Below are 17,783 nucleotides of genomic sequence, written 5' to 3'. Positions count from 1 at the left end.
TGTTGTCGCACCTGTGTTTGTAGCGTTTACCAACCACAGGCTCTCGTTAACCCATGCGATACTCCAAGCCCCGTCTGTATTCACTGAGTTTAAAAAACTGGAAAGCTTCAACGTCGAAGCGGGCTAATGCATCAACTATTTTTTGGTGGAAAATCAATGCGCCGCCTTGGACACGATCTAACTTAATGATTAAACGATTCTCTTCAGGAATTTTATCCAATAACTCATGATTCAATTTATACTTTAAAACTTCGTTGTACTTCGCATTAGGCTTATACCTTCTTACATCGCTTTTTTCAAAGTCGACACAGTCAAAAGGAGAGTAAAAGTTAAAAAAGTAAAATTCCTCATGCCACTTGCCATCATCACCAATAATCACCGCGGGAAAGAGCTGAAAACCATCAATATCGTACTCTCGAATAACAGACGCGATTTTCTCGGACACCACTGGGTAGATTCCATCAAATTGACCGTCTGTCAGGTAGAAAGGGACTTCGCCTTTAAAGCCATTTTCAAAAAAAACTGGACCGTCACCATAATCAAGTTTCTCAAATGTATGGTTGCGCCTTCCGGTATTTTTAGAAGCCTTTAACTCCAAGAATTTTTCTCGAAAAGGTACGCCTTTTAAAAGGTAATAGACATCGTTGTAGTTATTCAAACTCCATCCCTTTACGGTAGTCACTCAGCTTAAAGAACTGAAAAGCTTCAATATTAAACTTGGCTAATGCGTTAACTATCTTTTCATGAAACAATAAAGCGCCTCCTGTCACACCCGACAGCTTTATCATTAGCCTATTTTCTTCAGGGATCGCACTTAGCACACTTTCGTCAAGTTTGTATTGTAAAACGGTGTTGTTCCTTTTGGCTGGTGAGTAATTCCTTACAACACTGTTTTGAAAATCAACACAATCTATATCTCGATAAAAGTTGAAGAAATAAAACTCCTCATGCCACTTTCCATCATCACCTATAATGACTGCTGGAAACAACTGAAAACCATGTATGTCATATTGGTTCACTACTGAAGCAACATCCTCTGATACTACTGGATATATACTATCCATTTGAGCATTAGTAAGATAAAAAGGTATTTCGCCTTTATAACCATTCTCAAAAAAAACAGGACCATCACCGTAATCTAACCGCTCGTACGTATGATTTCTTCTTCCTGTATCTAACGTTGCTCGCAGTGACAGAAATTTTTCACGGTAAGGGACTCTTTTTAAAATAAAGTACTCTTGCTCGTAGTTTTTCATATTTTTCTCTTCAAAGCCCAGTTTTGTGGGAAATCTATAGCAGTACCTATGATTAACAGCAGCAATCGTTATCCGTTATCAGGACAGCCCCCTGACTTCAACTAACACTCCATAAACATTCAAAGCATTACCTTTTCTTAATCCTAAATAAATTAATTTATTTGAATTTGAGTTAAACTCTAAACAAATTCCATTCCAAAACGATATTGACTAACTTTGAAAAAGTTTACTCCTTTGATATTATTTTTTGAGAAAATATCAACAATTCGCTTATGAACAAATATATTTGTAACGTCAGTATTATCCATTACAAAAATCAGTCTGTCATTCTCAGGTATTTCATCTAGAACTTCATGAGAAAGATGAAATGATTTAATAGAAGGCAGAACATCTATTCCTTGTAAGGAATTGACCCCTCCAGGGTATACGGCAATTGATTTATTTCGGTTCCAACAATCCAAAGGTTTAAAGATATTTAGCGCCCATACATCCTCTCTGATTCCTTTATCTTCACCTTTTACAATGGCAGGATAAAATTTAGAACCGTATAAGCCTTCTTCCAACTCAACCTTTAACTTGTCCGTAACAACAATACTGCCTATTGGGAAAAATATCTCATAATCACCACTAGCAAAGCTCAAATCAGATGTTTCGGTTGTAAAAATTAAAGGTTTTTGTCCAAAATCAAGCTCTTCTGAATCATAGTTTCGCTTTGCTGAAGAGTCATCAGGTTCAATGTCATATTCTTCATAGTCTGGATTTGCAAACAATAAATAGTAATCTTCATTGTAATCTTTCATTTTATCTACCGACTTCAAAATCTATATAGTCTTAGCGCGATATTCATAATATTTCAATGGAACCCATCAACGAAAAAAGGTGGGAGCGATAACTCCCTTTCTCATTGGGTGAGACGTGTATCTAATACTCTGGAGCATCTCATATCAAGCTCAATAATATTAGTTGTCTTTTGGATTACGAATTTTTAATGTTGGTCCCCATACTCAAACTCACTAACTTTAAAGAATTTTATGCCTTCAACATCATATCTCTTAAAAATATCGATTACTTTTTGATGAAAAAAGATTTTTCCTCTTGATGTATTTCCGAGCTGAAAAATTAAACGTTCGTTTTCTGGAATAGCATCCAGCACATCTTCTCGAAGTCGGTAATTATCCATATCTGGTTTAATAGAAAACCCATCAATGTCCTTACTTCCATCACTTGGCATATAGAATTGACTTCTCTTTAGATCGATACAATCTAAGTCATCAAAAGTATTCAGAGCCCAGAGGCCTTCAACCGAATTATTGTTCTCATCTTGAATAATTGCTGGAAAAAACTGACTACCATAAAGTCCATCTTCAAGCAGCTCTTTAAGTTTGTTTGTGACGACAAAGTTCGGTACGCTAAATGCTATAGTGTAATCTTGCTGCAAAAAGTCCAAATTTTCATTATCGGCAACAAAGGTAAGTGGCTTTATACCAAAGTTAAGCTTTTCAAACTTCCAATGAGTATTTGCCGTATATGAGGTTGGTGTGAGGTCATTGTCATAGTCCTCAAATTCATAGTCTGGAAATATAATATAGTAAGATTCATCATAAATATTCAACGTACTCAAAATTATTTTCCTCGTTCTAGGTGATTTACTAATATTAATCGTTGCTTTTTGAATACAATATAGCATTGACTCATCGTACTACCTTAGTTATCCATATTATACTCTGGTATGGAATGGTTTTTTCCATCTTACTCCGCTGTGTCGTTCAAACTTACCAAAAGAATAAAACGCCCAACCCTTGATGCTAAAGTAAGTGGGTTACACCTTATTAAGCAAGTCAGACATACGCTAAGACTTATTAACACTCAATACAAAGGGGAGATCCCCCTCTGCTTTAGGAATTGAATTAAGCAAGCATACCGCTTAAAAAACGTTGAACTCATCACCGACATGATACTCACTCGCCTTAAAGAACCGAATACCTTTAACATCATACTTTTTAAAAATATCGACGACTTTTTGATGAAAGAAAAACTCTCCTGTTGTTGTATTTCCAACTTGGAATATTAAGCGTTCGTTTTCTGGAATGGCATCGAATACATCTTCTCGAAATCGGTAATTATCCATATCAGGGCTAATTGCAAAACCATCAATTTCTGTGGTTCCATCACTTGGCATAAAATATTGACTTCTTTTTAGATCAACACAGTCTAAGTCATCAAAAGTATTCAGAGCCCAGAGGCCTTCAACCGAATTATTGTTCTCATCTTGAATAATTGCTGGAAAAAACTGACTACCATAAAGTCCATCTTCCAGCAGTTCTTTAAGTTTTTTTGTGACTACAAAGTTATTTCCGTTAAATGCTATCGCGTAATCTTGCTGCAAAAAATCCAAATTTTCATTATCGGCAACAAAGGTAAGTGGCTTTATACCAAAGTTAAGCTTTTCAAAACTCCAATGAGTATTGGCGGTATATTGAGTTGGGGTGAGATCAATGTCATAGTCCTCTAATTCATAGTCTGGAAATATAATATAGTAAGATTCATCATAAATATTCAACGCACTCAAAATTATTTTCCTCGTTCTAGGTTATAGGGTATCTCTTTGAAAGAACTAAATTTATCATGTTTTCTTCCATTGCATGTACACTCTTTTGGGCTAGCCTTTAACTTTAAACTTAGCTCTGGCACTGTTGTGGCGCCTAAACACCCCACCCCGCCCCGCTTAAAGGCATTGGCAACACTGGTTAAGGGCAGTTCAAAGCTACGAATTTTACGTAATATCAACAAACTGTGGTAATCCATATAACGCTGAATACCAGGGTTATCCTGCTTTTCACAACGCTTACTTATGGTCTTATATGCTTTTTCTACTAGCTTGAATACTTTTATGTGGTAATCCTTAGGATGCTCCTTATCATTATCATTGGTATCAATAACAGCAGGGTGATCACCTCTATGTAGTTGAACTTGTAAATGACACGCGCCTTCCAAAGTGCAAGGTAAAGCGACTAAATTACCCGGCAAATTAATATCATAACCGTAAGACTTCAATTTGGGGCCGTTACCTGTTTTTTTAACACCAGCCTTTGATAAAAGGTGGTGTACCTGCATTTGAAAACCGTGATTTATTGGATGATTTGGATCTTCTATAGCCGGATCCAATACTGATTCTCTATATCCCATTTTGCACCTTAAATATACTCTAACTCACCAAATTTAAAACGCGGCGTTTTATGTTGGTTCGAATGACAAAGCCTACAGCTTGCATCTCGTTTCACCGCTTTCTTTTTCGCAGTCATGGTTGTAACGGGCTTGCCTTTAAATTTTCCAAGTGGGCGTTTAACCAGTTTTTTCGCTAGCTCCTGATAATCAGACAGTACATTGATCAAGCTTTCCACAGCCTTAATAAATGAATCCAATGCTTTGGCCGCATTTCTTATTCCCTTGACCTTCTTAGCCCCTCCCGCAAAACGTGCTACTAGTGTCGCGATACGAGCCGCTACTCCCGTGCCTAACGTACAAATAGCCAGCACAACGGTGAGAATCAGTTCAAGGATCAAATAGGTACCCGCTTTACCGCCGTAGTAGAAATAGAAATTAGGTGGAATAGCCTCAAGCATTAAAGAGAGATAAGTCACATAGGTCAGAATCGTGTCGTGGTCTTCTATGATTGCCATTGCATTAGGGAACTGCTCATGGCTCTTTATTTCCTGTGCCCAATCGGGGTCAAGCTCCATCAACACTGTGTCTACAAAGGTTTCGACTGCATCGACATCACCATTAGAGATTCTCTGTGGCAGTTCTAGAATCGCCTGTCGATGTTTAGCAATACACTCTAACTTTCGCACCACATCTTGGCTTTCCGCGTACAGCTTACTGACATCTTCTATCGCTTCATCAACAGATTCAAAAACACTGTCTTGGAATGATTCAAACTCTCTCCCTAATGTGTCCAATACCCAAGTCGGGTTTATAAGTTGCCCCTTCTCATTAAGTATTGCCTTGGTGATGGAGTTGAACTGATCGACTGAATAAATCGCCAATTTATCGACAGCAGAAGAAGATAAATCTGAGATAGTGGTCGCAGCGTCTCCCCAAAAACTAGGAGACAACATATCAACAATATCAGCGCCCCAAGCTTGGGCACCGTCAATCACACCATCACCTAAACTCCAATAGCTTTCTTCATCCCATTGTTGCTGGAACCCTTTCATGTCCTCAATAAGTGCGTTGTATGCACCATCAAGTGTTGCCTCAACGCTGTCTTGGATATTGACTATTTGTTCCTCAATACCAGGCTCACCTACGAACTCTGCTGTCACAATATCTGTGGTAGGTTTTAATGTGTCAAATACCGCTACGCCACCTTCAACTTGATTGGTTTCGACAGCCAAATCGATCGTTTCAGATTCCGTACTATTCAAGGGAAATGCATTGAGCGAGGCGTTCTCTTTATGCACCACCGAGTTAGTGGTTATTTTGAGGTTTTGCGCATAGATAGGTGTCTGCCAACGATCGGAATATATTGCACGAACCTTAATCCACTTCTGTTCCTCTAGATCTATTTTCTGTATCGCATTAACTACCACTTCAATCGTTCCTGCTTCCGCAGAGTAGACGTTGTCGGCAGCCTGTATCACTGACACTTCCGACACATCGTTCAGTAGATGGTCAGATTTTGATTTTAAGCGTTTAAAGGCGCTGGAAAGGTTATCATTGAGTTTTTTAGCATAGGTGTTAATCGTACTAATGTGCTTATCAAAAACGTCCGAAGTCAAATATACGTAGTTCAGTTTGCCAGCTTCTGCGCTGAGAGACTCAACTCTGCCTTTAATTTTCTTAAGTAAGGATTCTAGTTCTCCCCCGACGTTTTTTTGCGCGCCGTTCCAGTCGAGTTCCTTCAAATAGGTTTGCGGGTTACCTTTACCACGTGCTCGCATATAGGCCAACATGCGATTTACAGTTTCATGCTGAGGCAACCTGAATAAAACGGAAAGAATTTCGCCTGTTTCCATCATCATAGGCAAGCCAAACGAGATGACGCTGTCCATGCTCTCGTCAGACATACTTTCAATGCCTGCGATAATCGATTCCGCCAGGTCATCAAACTTAAATTCCGGATGATGCATTTTGAAATGGGTTTTAACTTCTAACTTCACAATATCGGCAAAGTATCGATCAGCCGTGAGACTTGGCCCCATAAACCCCCAACCTTCAACGGGTGGAGCAATACGCTTTGGCTGCCAGAAGGTTTGTTGACCTCCAGCCGACCTATCAAAAAAGTCAGCATCGCTGTAATCTGAGACATAATGAGAGTTGGTGATACGGACTGGCTTAGGGATAAACTCGTCGGTACTTTCTTTGACAAGGATTTTGATTTGACCGGGCTTTAAGCCAGACACTTTGCTTTTTCCAGATGCCGCAAAATGACCGGGCGCCAATACACCGCCAGAAACATCGGTAATATCAAAATCGGCATTTTTAAGCAGCACACCATCAGGGTATCTGGCCTTAACGTAGACGGTGTAAGTGCCTTCTTCATCTTCGCTAACCGTAACTGACGGGTTTTGAACTCCACCTAGGCACATGGTGTTGCCCTTGTTCATCGTCATTTGGTCAGACAGCCTAGCCACTCCCTTACCCTCAATAAAGACATTCGGTGAAGCGGAAATGAATTCGGCTTCGGACTCAATCGTACCCGATGCCACGCCTTTTTTGTCCCCACCAGCATCACCAGTACTCTTAGCGAACTTACTGGTCTTTAACGCAATACTGTTGCCGCCATCTGCTGTTACCGTTGTGGTGCCATCGATCAAATCTGCCGACTTGGCATTGTTGCCATAAGGGATAGGAACCACAGCAGGGCCGACGGTGGTCAGGCAAACGTCGGGCAATGTGGCATTCGCCTCACCGCCAGAGCCTTTATGAACGATGCTTAACCCGTTCGCATTAATGGTCACTGACATATCAACTCCTTGTTAAGTTCGGTCAGTTCAGTTCAGTTCGATTTTGGAACCTCTGATCCTGTTGACTTTCTCAGCTTGGCTCGTGATATGTGTCGCTTTGGTCGTAATGCGACCATCATTGTCACTGTATTTGGTTTCAGTCTCGCCAGATCTCATCGTCAATTCCTGTTTCCCTTCGAGAATCATCCGCTCGGCTTTGATGATGATCTCTTCTCGCCCAAGTAAGGAGAAATAAATATCGGTCAGACTCGGAATGCTCGGGTCATCGTCAACAAACTCTATTAGACAATCGAGCTGGTTATCTATCGCCAAATGAAGCTCTGAACAAGTGAAAAGCCGGCCCAACGCCGCCCAGACAGGTTGCTCGTGTGCCTTACCACGAAATTCAACTCTCACTCGATTGCCCTCTGAGTGAATTTCTTTTATCTTGGCAACGCAAGGGGGATGCTTTAGCGTTGAAGCATCATTAGAAGAACCACGCATAATCAAAACCCAATATCAACAAAAGTGCATATGACTATAACGGTGATAGTTAGGCTTATCTACTGTTAGAATGACAGCTCTTTACCGCATTCCGCCTAGTTAAAATAGAGCTTAGTTAACCATATACCCAGATTCACCCTTCACTTTGACGCTTTGGCCCGTTCATTTGCCCACTTGAGGCTTTGATCTTTAGTTTGGTTTTGTGAAACTCGCCGCAAACTATTTTCCAACGAGCGGTTGATTGACTCGACTGGCTCTCCTCAGCCTCTCATTGCTTCAGTACTGCAAAAGTTCACGAAAATATTGGCCGAGGTAATGAGCAATCCTTTATAAGTACCCAAGCTTAGGCTTTGTGAGAGAGCGGGATATGACTAAACCCCTTAAAATAACTTTTGGACTTGTAAGCATCATTCTATTAGTTATCGCGGCAGCGATAATAAACTTTCATCTTAAAACTCAATCAGCAGCGTATGTTGATGAACTAGGTGAAACTAGACTGAAAGGCTATCCAACCGCAAGGTTTCTAGGAGGCAAAGCTTTCGGATGGTTTATAGTGCAAGAGCCAACACAAGATGCCGTAATTATAACTGTGCTATCAGAGAGTGGTAACGTGCAAGGGCGCTATGAGCTGATGGTTCCAGAATCTAAACGTGATGATTTCACGACAACAGATATCGTGTTTTTCAATAATGAAGTTTTTACTCTCTCAGATGGTAGTGCGCTCAATGGCATACTGTTAGCAAAATAGTAATGAATTAGTACACATCATGGCTTCTGAACAGCGGTTTAGGCAGAGTAGTAGCGCAGCCCACTTGGCACTGCATGGTATAGCGAGTTGGGAGACTAGTTCCATTGGTAGTCTCCCATCGCTATCAATACAGTGTTAGCTATAACAGTAGCTTGTCATTGTGTTGATGGCCCAGTACCTAACAGGATATAAGGCAAAAACAATTCTACACAAACAGTGTCTCTTCACATGTCTTTACGCAATTGCCATGCGAAGAATCATCGTTACGAAGATGGGTCAGCTTTCTGTATGTTGTATCAAAATAGCGCTTGTCCGACCAAACCTGAATATCGCCGATAACAAACAAGTGTTTTTTGGCTCGGGTAACAGCCACGTTCAACAAATTTGGTTTTGAAGAAGCCCAAAATGCCCCGCCACTGTTTTTAGTGTCACAACCGAGAACCAAAATAACGGTATCATTCTCTTTCCCTTGAAAGGTGTGTACAGTCCCGACGTTGTATTTCAAAAAGTTGTTAAACTCCTTGTTACACCAACTAGAATTGTTAAGCAGTTCTGACTTGCTACGCCGAAGATCTTCTTTCAACTCTTTTCTTACCGCTTTAAATGGCGTTATAAGATAGATGCTGTTTAAGTCGCCATCATGCGCTGCTAATTCAAGTAAAAGAGTTTTAACATCCTCACCTAACTCACGCTTGTATTGTTTGAGTACACAGTCTCCTTGTGAATCATTCCAGCGATTATGCCCTAAAGTCTTGTGAATTCTTGGCTCAACATCTTTATCGTTGTCAGAGCCATGTATCATTCGATTGTTGTAAGCTATTTCATTCGAAATGCTAAACATTGGCTCGATACATCGGCGATGTACCCATAATGGTATGCCTATCCATTGATCTTCACCGTCCATATTTATCATACAGCCATATGGATTGACGCGATCGGCTAACGTCTGAACTGACCACATACAAGGGTCCCACTTCTCTGATTTCTCTCGCAACTTAGATTGCATTAAGTAGTCAATCAGCTCTGGAGGCGAAGTAAACACAGGTTCGATTTGCAGAGGGTCCCCAACTACCACAGCTCGCTTAGCACGAAGCAAACCACCCACTGCGGCTTGGGGTATTGCTTGCCCTGCCTCATCAATCATGAGCCAACCTAGAGATTCTGGCGGTAGCTTAGAAAACATATTTCCCAATGAAGCAAAAGTCGTCGAAACCACGGGGACAAACATAAATAGTATCTGCCAAATCGCTAGTGCATTCTCACGACTCTTCCCTAAAACAACATCATTCACTTTATGTATCTGAGACCGAAAACTATTCAGGTTGCTAGCCTCGATCAACCAAGCCTCATGAAGCAGTAACGCTGCAGCGTACACGTCAGACCTCAGTGCATTGATCTTTTCCTGCTGCCAGCACGCGTGTCTCTGTCTGTCATGCCCCTCAATGTCATCAGTAGTTTCTGGTAAGTGATACCCCTTAAACTCGTCTCTATAAGCATCTAACTCATCTAAAAGCTTTTGCTTTTTAAGCTCTTTAGATTGAATATCGACCTGCTGCTGTGAAATTTTCTTTGCACACCCTTTTCTCTCGGTTTCTTTGGCTTCAACATCACCAACAATCAACCGAATAGCTTTTTTGACATTTTCGTACTCACCGAGTTTTTGAGATAGTGAAGCCTTATATTGTTTATTTTTTTTAGTGTTAAAGAACCGACTAAACCAACCTGGTGAGTTAACCTTCAATAGCTCAAGGGAAATAGAAATTTCTTCTTCCCTTCTCACTTCAGCATTTCTTGTTGAACTAAGGACATCTAGCTCTACAGAGAGCGTATGGGCATAGTTTTCTAGCTCATTTAGAACTAGGTTCATTTGATGCAAATCAACATCAAATTGATGTTCATCGAAAGTCTTTTGCAGGCTATCAAAATAGGCTAACTTGTCATTCAACTCATGGAAACGAGATAGCTTCTCGTTAAAGGTCCTTTTGGCAATGTGAAAAGAGGGCCCTGTATAAGTTGAGCGATATTGCCAAAAATTCAAGAAGTCCAAAGAAGGTTCTCTAACCGCTGGCTCATTGCCTTTTTCATAATGATATTTAAAGAAAAAGCGTTCGAAAAACCTTTGCCTCTTTTTATAAGCTCCCATAGCGGCTGAGATATTTCCCCAGCTCTGCTTTTTATCGTCCAAAGGTTGTAAACGACCTTTCTTTTCATCAGCACTAACTTGATTTGCTACAGAACGAAAAAAACTGATATCAGCGTATCTGTCAGCTATCGACTTTGCTTGAGGAAGCTCTTTTGAGATATTTTCAACGGCGGCATTGTTCGATGACGCCACAACCATTTCAAAATCAGTAAGCTCTTCAATAAGAAATCCTTCTGAACTTAACCCATCGCTAACCTTCGAAAAAGAAGCTAATACCTTCGCTCTCTCAACAATGTTTTGCGCAATTATGTCCCGTAATAACGTCGTTTTACCGGTGCCAGGAGGACCATTAACTGAGATCATTCCACCTGTTTTCAGCTCCTTAAATACCGTATTGATGGCGAACTGCTGCATTAAAGACATGTTATGTGCAGGCTCTGTCAGCCACCTTCCTTCTGGTGTTTCTTTGGGGTTCAAGTGATTATGAATTAACGGTATCGAATCGTTGGTATACAGGTCGACATGCTTATAAGTGGCTTGTCCCAGGTAGGTTTGTAGAGGCTTGCTAGCCTTGCCAGTGGAAATCGCATTAATAGCTCGCTCTATGTCTCGAATATAAAAGCTATTTAGAATAGGTAACTGAGATTCGTCTTCTTTAGATTCATCTTCGTTCTCATCTTCAACTTTTCCTGGAGCCTTTTTGTTCTCCAAAAGATTGTCTGACTTCGCCTCATACTCATAAAAAGCCATCTGAAACGGGTAAACCTTTGAGTTCTCTGAAAGCAACAAATCTTGATTAGAAATACCAGCCCATTGGTAAAGCCCCTCAACCATGCTCATTAGGCTTTTCACACAAAGAGTATGCCTACCCTCTGAGCTAGGGTGGTTAGGCAAAGTGGTTTCCCAGCGCTCCAAAAATTCGTTAAGATCGTCACACCGACTATCAAATCGTTCTTGAGATATTGCTGTAGCTCTCCCCGCGAGTAACTCTGCTAGTGCCCAAGGTAACGTGCTTACCGAAAATGTGTCCAGACGAGGGGTGCCAAACTCATCCAACATCAACTTAGCAAAGCAAGATGCCCCTTCATTGTCTCTTCTTTGCTCTATTTCTTCAGAGACACATTCTTCCTGGTTGTTGGTGGAAAAATACTCTGCAACTTTTTTATCTATCGCCGATTTATTGAACAGCCCCAAATATAAGGTATAAACACACTTTTTACCTGGGGTAAGACCGAGTGAGTCACGAACCGCAGGATTTAACCAAGGAAGTAGATGATTACCTTGGGACTGCAATTCGTAACCGGACACGTTTACTGGTGCAATTTTACTGTCATCTTTGTCTGGTAACGAGTAGGCTTGAAAAAACTCCACTAAATGCCAGGATTTCAATATATTTATCGAGTCTTCTTTTCTACTATCCACGAATTAACGCCTATCAATACCTCAAAGATCATTAAGTTACGATAATATACAGCCTGATTGCATAAGGCGATGAAGAATGACAAAAGACTGATAGAGTGTGACGGCTACCTTAAAAACAAAGCGGTATTGAATTACCTTAAAGCTAGACACTCATCCATCCACTCATAAAGTTCATTTTCAAACCAAGCTACAGCCAGATAGCCTCTTGCTCCAAAGCTAAGCCTTGTCTCTTCATTTCGGTCACGAGCTCTCGCAGATATGTATATTGATCTAAAAGTCTTTGGCTGTTTCGCTCGAAAGCGTCAAATTCACGGGCAGTATCCACCCAAAGCTGATTTTGCCCATAGCGGTTCAAAAGTTCCTTCCAGTTAGGCATCACCCAAAACTCAGCTCTTTCTTTAAGCCTATCATTCAGGCGTCGGTAGTTGTTCAGCCCTACGCCGTCATAATCGGCAAAGAAATAGACCATCGACGCCCTTTCAGGTACGGATAGCCATTCGATCAGCTTGTTGTGTAGTTGCCCTCGATACCATATAACGGTCGTGGGTACGTTATTGGGTAGCCAATCTAGACGGTCAAACAATGCTTGGTTTTCCACCAGCCAAATAGAGTGACGAGTGTTAAGATCGCTATTTCTTTCTCCGCCCACCTCAAGGGAAAAAACACCAAACTCTTCTGTCGCTACATTTAAGTGCTCAGTGAGTGCTCCAGAAACCTCCCATAACGGATTTGCAACCGCTTTAGCCAGCACGTAGGTGACATCGTGACCTACTCTTCCTTGTTTGCTGCTGCGTGTGGAGGCTATGTTTACGGCTCTTTGCGGGGCTGATGGAGACACGTTTTGATTTGGTGCCAGCTGCTCCAGTGTGACTTTAACGACATCCATATCTAGAATGCGGTAGACCACTCCACGGCCTTTAGGAGTAACTTGTACACTCTGAGTTTTGCGGCTGAACTCTTCAAGCTGCTTCTTCTGAGATGGCGTCAATGTGCTTCCGGCAATGGAATCAGGGTACACCTCAATTAGTCGCGTTAGTGCTTTAGCCAATACCTGGCTCATAGTGATGGCTCCACTTGTGGTTGCGACAATTCTTGGCTCTCAATTGGTTCGAAAATCTGCCAACTATTTTTGCTGATGTGGTTCTTACCATTAGTCTGGTGGATTGGCACACAATAACGCGCCGTGGTTAACGGTGCTGGAGAAGCAAAAATCAGTGCGAAACCGAACTGTTCAGCAATTTCAATCAAATTAGCTTGGTTCTTGGTATCCAGTGCCAACGCCTCATCCAAATAACATACCGCTTTCATTTGGTGACGTTTATCTTGCATTAGATGGAGCATCGCAAGACCTGTCACAAGCTTGGCCATCAATACGGTTCCGTTAGAAGCCGCACTATCAATATCTTCAAATGACTCTTGTTGTTGCCCTTGCTTGGCAACGACAAACTCAAGTCTGAACAAGTCTGCCACCCTCAGCCCTTGGCGAGCATTACCTTCATCAATCAACAGGCTCTTCGCTCGATCTAACTCGGCGTCATCAAGGATACTGCCTTGATCAAACAGCTCAAAACTCTGGCCGCTTTCAGTTTGCTCTGCTTGCTGTATCAATACATTCATCGCATCTACAAGCTGGCTCTCCTCAACTGGTTCAATCTTGAATGTTTTGAGATCTGATAACTGCCTATGACTGATTAGCCGGTTGAATTCCTTCATCTTGCTTTGTAGTGCATAGAGTCCACTACGCAGCTCTCTTAGACTAGCGGTGACGTTTACCACTGCCGAGCGGGCTCGTCTTTCCAGTGCTTTCTTCTCATTATCCAAACAATGACTGAATTTAATGATGCCTTTTAACTCTTCATCCTGAGTTTGTGCCATCTGGAACTTAGTGAGGCCCTTTTGGCTTAACTCGTTTTTCATTTGACGCAATTCTTTGGACAACTTATCGAGGTCTTTACAATCCTCGATAAACTGTTCGAGGCGAACAGGTAGATACTCGAGAGACCACTCATCCATCACTATCCATGGGGTATGTGGTTGTTCCGAAAGCATGCTAAACAGCGATTGATCATCAATTCTTTGATTTTTTAGCTTTTCAACACTTTCACTATCCGTTTTAAGCTGAGCTAACTTACCTGCAATTTCATTGATTTGGGCCGTTATCGTTTTATGCCTTTGTTCTGCATTATCTAGCTCAGCAGTAATGGTTTTTAGCTCTTGCCCAAGCGTCTCTTTTTGCTCAGATCGCTGAGCCTGACTTTTTGTTAACTGTTGAAGCTTTTGGTAATCCTCAAGATCCTGTTCACACTGCCTTACTGCACGGTTTAATTCGCTCTTTTTGTTTTCAGCAATCTCACTTTCTTTGCTTGCTTCAAGCAAATCTTTAAGGTTCTCTATCTGCTCATTAACACTGTGTATTTCTTCAATAAGCTCTTGCTCTGTTTTTTGAACATGCTGAGGAATAAGCTCATTGAGCGATAACGTTAAGCCAGCCAGAGAGAGTTTATTGAATGATTCACCTTTCAGTACTTCTCGCAGCTGATTAATGTCGAGTGAATACTGCTCTGGTGGCAATTGCATCACTTGTGAGTTCAGCACTTTATTTAGCTTTTCTAACTCGGGAGTATCGAGCCGTTTAGATAGATGAAGATAAAGATTGTCTCCCAACGTTTTACGTTGTGACTCTAAAGTAACAAGTTGGGTCTTACGTTCGTTTAGCTGTTTCTCCAGTTCCTTTGAGGAGAATTTTTGAGATTGAACACACAGTGCTGCTTGAATATCGTATTCACGCTTAGCTGATAGCAGCTGTCTATTCATATATGACTCATCGGGGACCAGAGCGAAACGAATAGATAATGATTCCTGCTCTTCATCAGCCTTCTGGCATTCTTTTAAGCTAACTTTGAGTTGCTCCTCTTTTTTAACGTTTTCTCTATCTTCTTCTTGCAGGCCAGATTGCTTCTGTTCCAACTCTGTTTTCTGATAATTTAAGTTCTCTTTTTGAGTTTGAACATGACCGTGCCAATCTTGCAGTAGCTCATTAACTTTAGGCTGACATGCGGCGATCTTTCCTCGTAGCGACAACGTAAGCTCAAACTTTTGTTCAAGCTCATGAATCGTTTCCAGATTATTAACGGCTGCTAGGTACTGCTCACGTTCTAGATTGATATCTTGAAATGCTTTCTCCCACTCCTGCTTAAAATCGATGCTGGAATTAGGTAGCTCTCGACTAAATATCTTCAACAAGTAGTCTTTCACATCACTGGAGTTGAGCTTATCGAGCCTAAGCGTTTTAGTTAGTACTTGCTGGTAAGGGCTAGCATGACTGACACTCTCCAGTTTGAATACCGTAAAGTCGATGTCGCTTGCTTTCTTGCTTTTGGCACCACCATAAATAGAGTGTCGAAACTCTTTATCATTGAATTTATAGACTCGATGCTGCTTCGTCGCTAAGTGGTTGACTAACTTTGGTTGGGCAACGATATTGCCATCATCCATTCGGAAATCATCTAGGTTTAATTCACCTTTGTAAGCGAAGTATTCGTAGTCATAACCTACCCCTTTACCAACACAGCCAAACACCACGGTGCCAGTTTGTGGCAAGATGACCTCTAGCAGAATGTAAGCGCTATTGTTCGGGAAGTAAAAACGGCGAGCTTTCTCTAATGTATGAGAGCCAAAATCCATCCTTCTTTGGTCGATAATGAGCAGAAACTGGAGTGCGTTAATTAAGCTTGTTTTGCCATGGTTATTTGGTGCAATTAGTGACACAGAGTCATCAAGAGGAAGTTCTGCTCGCTGGTACCCAGCACTGCCAATTAACGCTAAACGTTGAAAGCCGTAACTTAACATTATTCATCTTCCTCATAAGCGACCACATCACTTTCGGATGTTTGTTCAGTGATAGCTTCGAAATGGTCTAGGTATCGATATACCGAAGGCAGCAAACGCCAGTGATTATTCTCTTGAGCGGCAAAGCCTTTTCGCACTGCGTTATCGAGTATCTTTGCTAGTGCATCTTGGTCGATCTCTTCTGCATCCAAAAGCTCTTGATGCCTTTCGTAGATCTCATCTAGCAAGGCATTATCAATCGTCCATTGGTAAAACTGACCGAGGGAGCGGCCGCTATCAGCTTGATGGTCAAATATCACCATCAGCAATAGTGCTAACTGGCGTGATTGTTTATTGATGTTCTGGTTACCATCTTCATCATGGAACCAAGCAAAACCCCGTCCATCAATGCGCAAGTCAAAACCCAAGTTAGCAAATAGGTACTGGTACTGCTCTGCTTGCTGTTCTAGCTCATGCCATAGAGCCGCATCTGTCGAGCGATTTAGGTGCCGGCCAGAATTAAAAAAGGTAAATAGCTCAGTCAGATGAGCCAGCTCATTTAAATCGATTTTGCTAGTTTGCATTATCAACATCCTTTGCATTTGTTGAGCCAGTCAACATCTTTATTTCGTGAGGGTGGTAGGTTACGGCTACTGTGTTCAGCGCTGTAGTACTTGAGCTCGCCCCTAATGTGCTTTGCCACTGAGGGTCGCGAACAAGCTCGTGATAGAGCCGCAACAGCTCGGCATCTGGTAGGTGCTGATAGTTTCCTCTGAGCCACGTCATTAGATTCGCGAGCGGTAGCGAGTCAGCAAGTTGTTCCCTCAAAAGCTCTTCATCAACCCAGTTGATCATTGGACTTTCAGTCGCTTCCTCTTCATCCGGGAACGGTATAGAGCCAGGTTCAAAGTCCAAGAATTCTGCCATCAACTCGCGAACCTCATTACCCAATTGAATTTTAGTCACCCGGCTACTTTTCCACATAGGCAAACCTTCGGCATTCAGTCCTCGCGCTAAACCCTTTTTACGAACTTGGCTTAGCTGCTTGCTGATCACCGTTGAAAGTTGATTGTGTTGCCTAGCTTCCTCTCTTAATGGCAACAAAGTATCGGCACATTGCTGAGCAATAACTCGCCCTTGATATCGAAGATCTTTGACTTGATAAGCTATCTGGCGCATTGCCAGCCTCTGTTGATACAAAGAACCACGTATGGAAAGTATGTCAACGGCACTATCAAGTGCTTCTTCCGCCTTTTCTAATAAGGGGTAGAAACTTCCTCCAAGACCGCTATCCATCATTTCGTTCATAGGCTCAACGTATTGATCGTATACTTCTAACACTTCACGGTAACGACGTTCAATTGGGACACTGGTGTCCGCAGACTTCGCCAATTCTGCTATCTCAAAGATCGCTTGTTTATCTTGAGTTAATTGCTGGGTAATTTTTCTAACCAGTTCCGACAACCTGTTTGCACCAGTACGAAGTAAATCATTGTCCGCCCCATCAAGCCCCTCTAAAACTTGGCCTGTAGCGTCTTTAATCGCATCAACACGCGCCTTAAGTACTGCTGAAAGACCTAACTCATGCTCCTGGGTTAAGCCTCTAACAAAGTCGACAACTAGCGTGTTTAGCTGATAGTCGCTGCTGCGATTGATAGGCTGCAATATGTCTGCATTAACAAGACTAGTGAGCACGCTATTAGTATCTGTATTTTTACTTTTGTACTGATTGATAACCTGTTTTAGTACGCTCATCTCAAACGCTGGAAACTCTCTCGAAAGCCGAGTTAACTGCTCAACCACCTCCCAACATTGGTGTAGCTGAAAGATGAGACTTTTAGGTGCAGCCATCTGTCATTACCTTATTTGTAAAATTAAATCCCAACAAGTCTTGCTCTATGTTGACTCTTAGATACCTCAAAAATAATATGACG

14 protein-coding genes are annotated in these 17,783 nt (G+C 41.7%); 1 reads left to right on the top strand and 13 read right to left on the bottom strand.

Annotation, left to right across the window (positions count from 1 at the left end; genetic code table 11):
- Nucleotides 1–46 precede the first annotated feature (46 nt).
- The 8 genes from TW84_RS10200 to TW84_RS10165 form a co-directional block, all read right to left on the bottom strand.
- Entirely contained in the window at nucleotides 47–658 is a 612-nt protein-coding gene (locus TW84_RS10200; RefSeq protein ID WP_045975537.1) for an imm11 family protein, read from the bottom strand.
- Nucleotides 651–1,256: an imm11 family protein gene (locus TW84_RS10195; protein ID WP_045975536.1), complete on the bottom strand. Its 606-nt coding sequence runs from the start codon at nucleotides 1,254–1,256 to the stop codon at nucleotides 651–653. The genes TW84_RS10200 and TW84_RS10195 overlap by 8 nt, the downstream gene beginning before the upstream one ends.
- Before the next feature lie 179 nt (nucleotides 1,257–1,435).
- The gene (locus TW84_RS10190; protein ID WP_045975535.1) at nucleotides 1,436–2,056 is read right to left on the bottom strand and encodes an imm11 family protein; all 621 of its coding nucleotides are present in this window, start codon (nucleotides 2,054–2,056) and stop codon (nucleotides 1,436–1,438) included.
- Between the two features lie 185 nt (nucleotides 2,057–2,241).
- On the bottom strand, nucleotides 2,242–2,877 hold the full coding sequence (locus TW84_RS10185) for an imm11 family protein (RefSeq protein WP_240478161.1): 636 nt from the start codon (nucleotides 2,875–2,877) through the stop codon (nucleotides 2,242–2,244).
- A gap of 303 nt (nucleotides 2,878–3,180) precedes the next feature.
- Nucleotides 3,181–3,825, bottom strand: coding sequence for an imm11 family protein (locus tag TW84_RS10180; RefSeq protein ID WP_240478160.1), 645 nt, complete (start codon nucleotides 3,823–3,825; stop codon nucleotides 3,181–3,183).
- A 2-nt stretch (nucleotides 3,826–3,827) separates the two neighbouring features.
- Nucleotides 3,828–4,442 (bottom strand): AHH domain-containing protein, encoded by a 615-nt coding sequence (locus tag TW84_RS10175; RefSeq protein WP_045975534.1) that lies wholly within the window; start codon nucleotides 4,440–4,442, stop codon nucleotides 3,828–3,830.
- Between the two features lie 8 nt (nucleotides 4,443–4,450).
- Complete coding sequence (locus TW84_RS10170; protein WP_045975533.1) at nucleotides 4,451–7,225, bottom strand: DUF4150 domain-containing protein; 2,775 nt, start codon at nucleotides 7,223–7,225, stop codon at nucleotides 4,451–4,453.
- A gap of 27 nt (nucleotides 7,226–7,252) precedes the next feature.
- Nucleotides 7,253–7,708: a hypothetical protein gene (locus TW84_RS10165; RefSeq protein WP_045975532.1), complete on the bottom strand. Its 456-nt coding sequence runs from the start codon at nucleotides 7,706–7,708 to the stop codon at nucleotides 7,253–7,255.
- Between the two features lie 367 nt (nucleotides 7,709–8,075).
- On the opposite strand from TW84_RS10165, the gene TW84_RS10160 reads away from it, so the two are divergent.
- The gene (locus tag TW84_RS10160; protein ID WP_045975531.1) at nucleotides 8,076–8,456 is read left to right on the top strand and encodes a hypothetical protein; all 381 of its coding nucleotides are present in this window, start codon (nucleotides 8,076–8,078) and stop codon (nucleotides 8,454–8,456) included.
- 205 nt (nucleotides 8,457–8,661) lie between these two features.
- Here the strand turns inward: TW84_RS10160 and TW84_RS10155 are convergent, their stop codons facing one another.
- The 5 genes from TW84_RS10155 to TW84_RS10135 form a co-directional block, all read right to left on the bottom strand.
- A complete protein-coding gene (locus tag TW84_RS10155; RefSeq protein ID WP_045975530.1) occupies nucleotides 8,662–12,021 on the bottom strand; it encodes a DEAD/DEAH box helicase in 3,360 nt (1,119 codons plus the stop codon).
- 187 nt (nucleotides 12,022–12,208) lie between these two features.
- A complete protein-coding gene (locus TW84_RS10150; protein ID WP_052707909.1) occupies nucleotides 12,209–13,081 on the bottom strand; it encodes a DUF7281 domain-containing protein in 873 nt (290 codons plus the stop codon).
- Nucleotides 13,078–15,870 carry a coiled-coil domain-containing protein gene (locus TW84_RS10145; RefSeq protein ID WP_045975529.1) on the bottom strand — a complete coding sequence of 931 codons (2,793 nt, stop codon included), beginning with the start codon at nucleotides 15,868–15,870 and terminating at the stop codon, nucleotides 13,078–13,080. The genes TW84_RS10150 and TW84_RS10145 overlap by 4 nt, the downstream gene beginning before the upstream one ends.
- Nucleotides 15,870–16,433 (bottom strand): condensin complex protein MksE, encoded by a 564-nt coding sequence (locus TW84_RS10140; RefSeq protein WP_045975528.1) that lies wholly within the window; start codon nucleotides 16,431–16,433, stop codon nucleotides 15,870–15,872. The genes TW84_RS10145 and TW84_RS10140 overlap by 1 nt, the downstream gene beginning before the upstream one ends.
- Nucleotides 16,423–17,700, bottom strand: a complete 1,278-nt coding sequence (locus tag TW84_RS10135) for a hypothetical protein (RefSeq protein WP_045975527.1) — start codon at nucleotides 17,698–17,700, stop codon at nucleotides 16,423–16,425. Before TW84_RS10135 ends, TW84_RS10140 begins: the two co-directional genes overlap by 11 nt.
- Nucleotides 17,701–17,783: the final 83 nt, after the last annotated feature.

Source organism: Vibrio neptunius, from assembly GCF_000967495.1.
Taxonomy (GTDB): Bacteria; Pseudomonadota; Gammaproteobacteria; order Enterobacterales; family Vibrionaceae; genus Vibrio; species Vibrio neptunius.
This window is presented reverse-complemented; position numbering and strand designations above follow the sequence as displayed.

Coding starts and splice junctions, on each gene's coding strand:
- TW84_RS10195 (WP_045975536.1), bottom strand. CDS start 1,256: ATGAAAAACTACGAGCAAGAGTACTTTATTTTAAAAAGAGTCCCTTAC.
- TW84_RS10190 (WP_045975535.1), bottom strand. CDS start 2,056: ATGAAAGATTACAATGAAGATTACTATTTATTGTTTGCAAATCCAGAC.
- TW84_RS10175 (WP_045975534.1), bottom strand. CDS start 4,442: ATGGGATATAGAGAATCAGTATTGGATCCGGCTATAGAAGATCCAAAT.
- TW84_RS10170 (WP_045975533.1), bottom strand. CDS start 7,225: ATGTCAGTGACCATTAATGCGAACGGGTTAAGCATCGTTCATAAAGGC.
- TW84_RS10165 (WP_045975532.1), bottom strand. CDS start 7,708: ATGCGTGGTTCTTCTAATGATGCTTCAACGCTAAAGCATCCCCCTTGC.
- TW84_RS10160 (WP_045975531.1), top strand. CDS start 8,076: ATGACTAAACCCCTTAAAATAACTTTTGGACTTGTAAGCATCATTCTA.
- TW84_RS10150 (WP_052707909.1), bottom strand. CDS start 13,081: ATGAGCCAGGTATTGGCTAAAGCACTAACGCGACTAATTGAGGTGTAC.
- TW84_RS10145 (WP_045975529.1), bottom strand. CDS start 15,870: ATGTTAAGTTACGGCTTTCAACGTTTAGCGTTAATTGGCAGTGCTGGG.
- TW84_RS10140 (WP_045975528.1), bottom strand. CDS start 16,433: ATGCAAACTAGCAAAATCGATTTAAATGAGCTGGCTCATCTGACTGAG.
- TW84_RS10135 (WP_045975527.1), bottom strand. CDS start 17,700: ATGGCTGCACCTAAAAGTCTCATCTTTCAGCTACACCAATGTTGGGAG.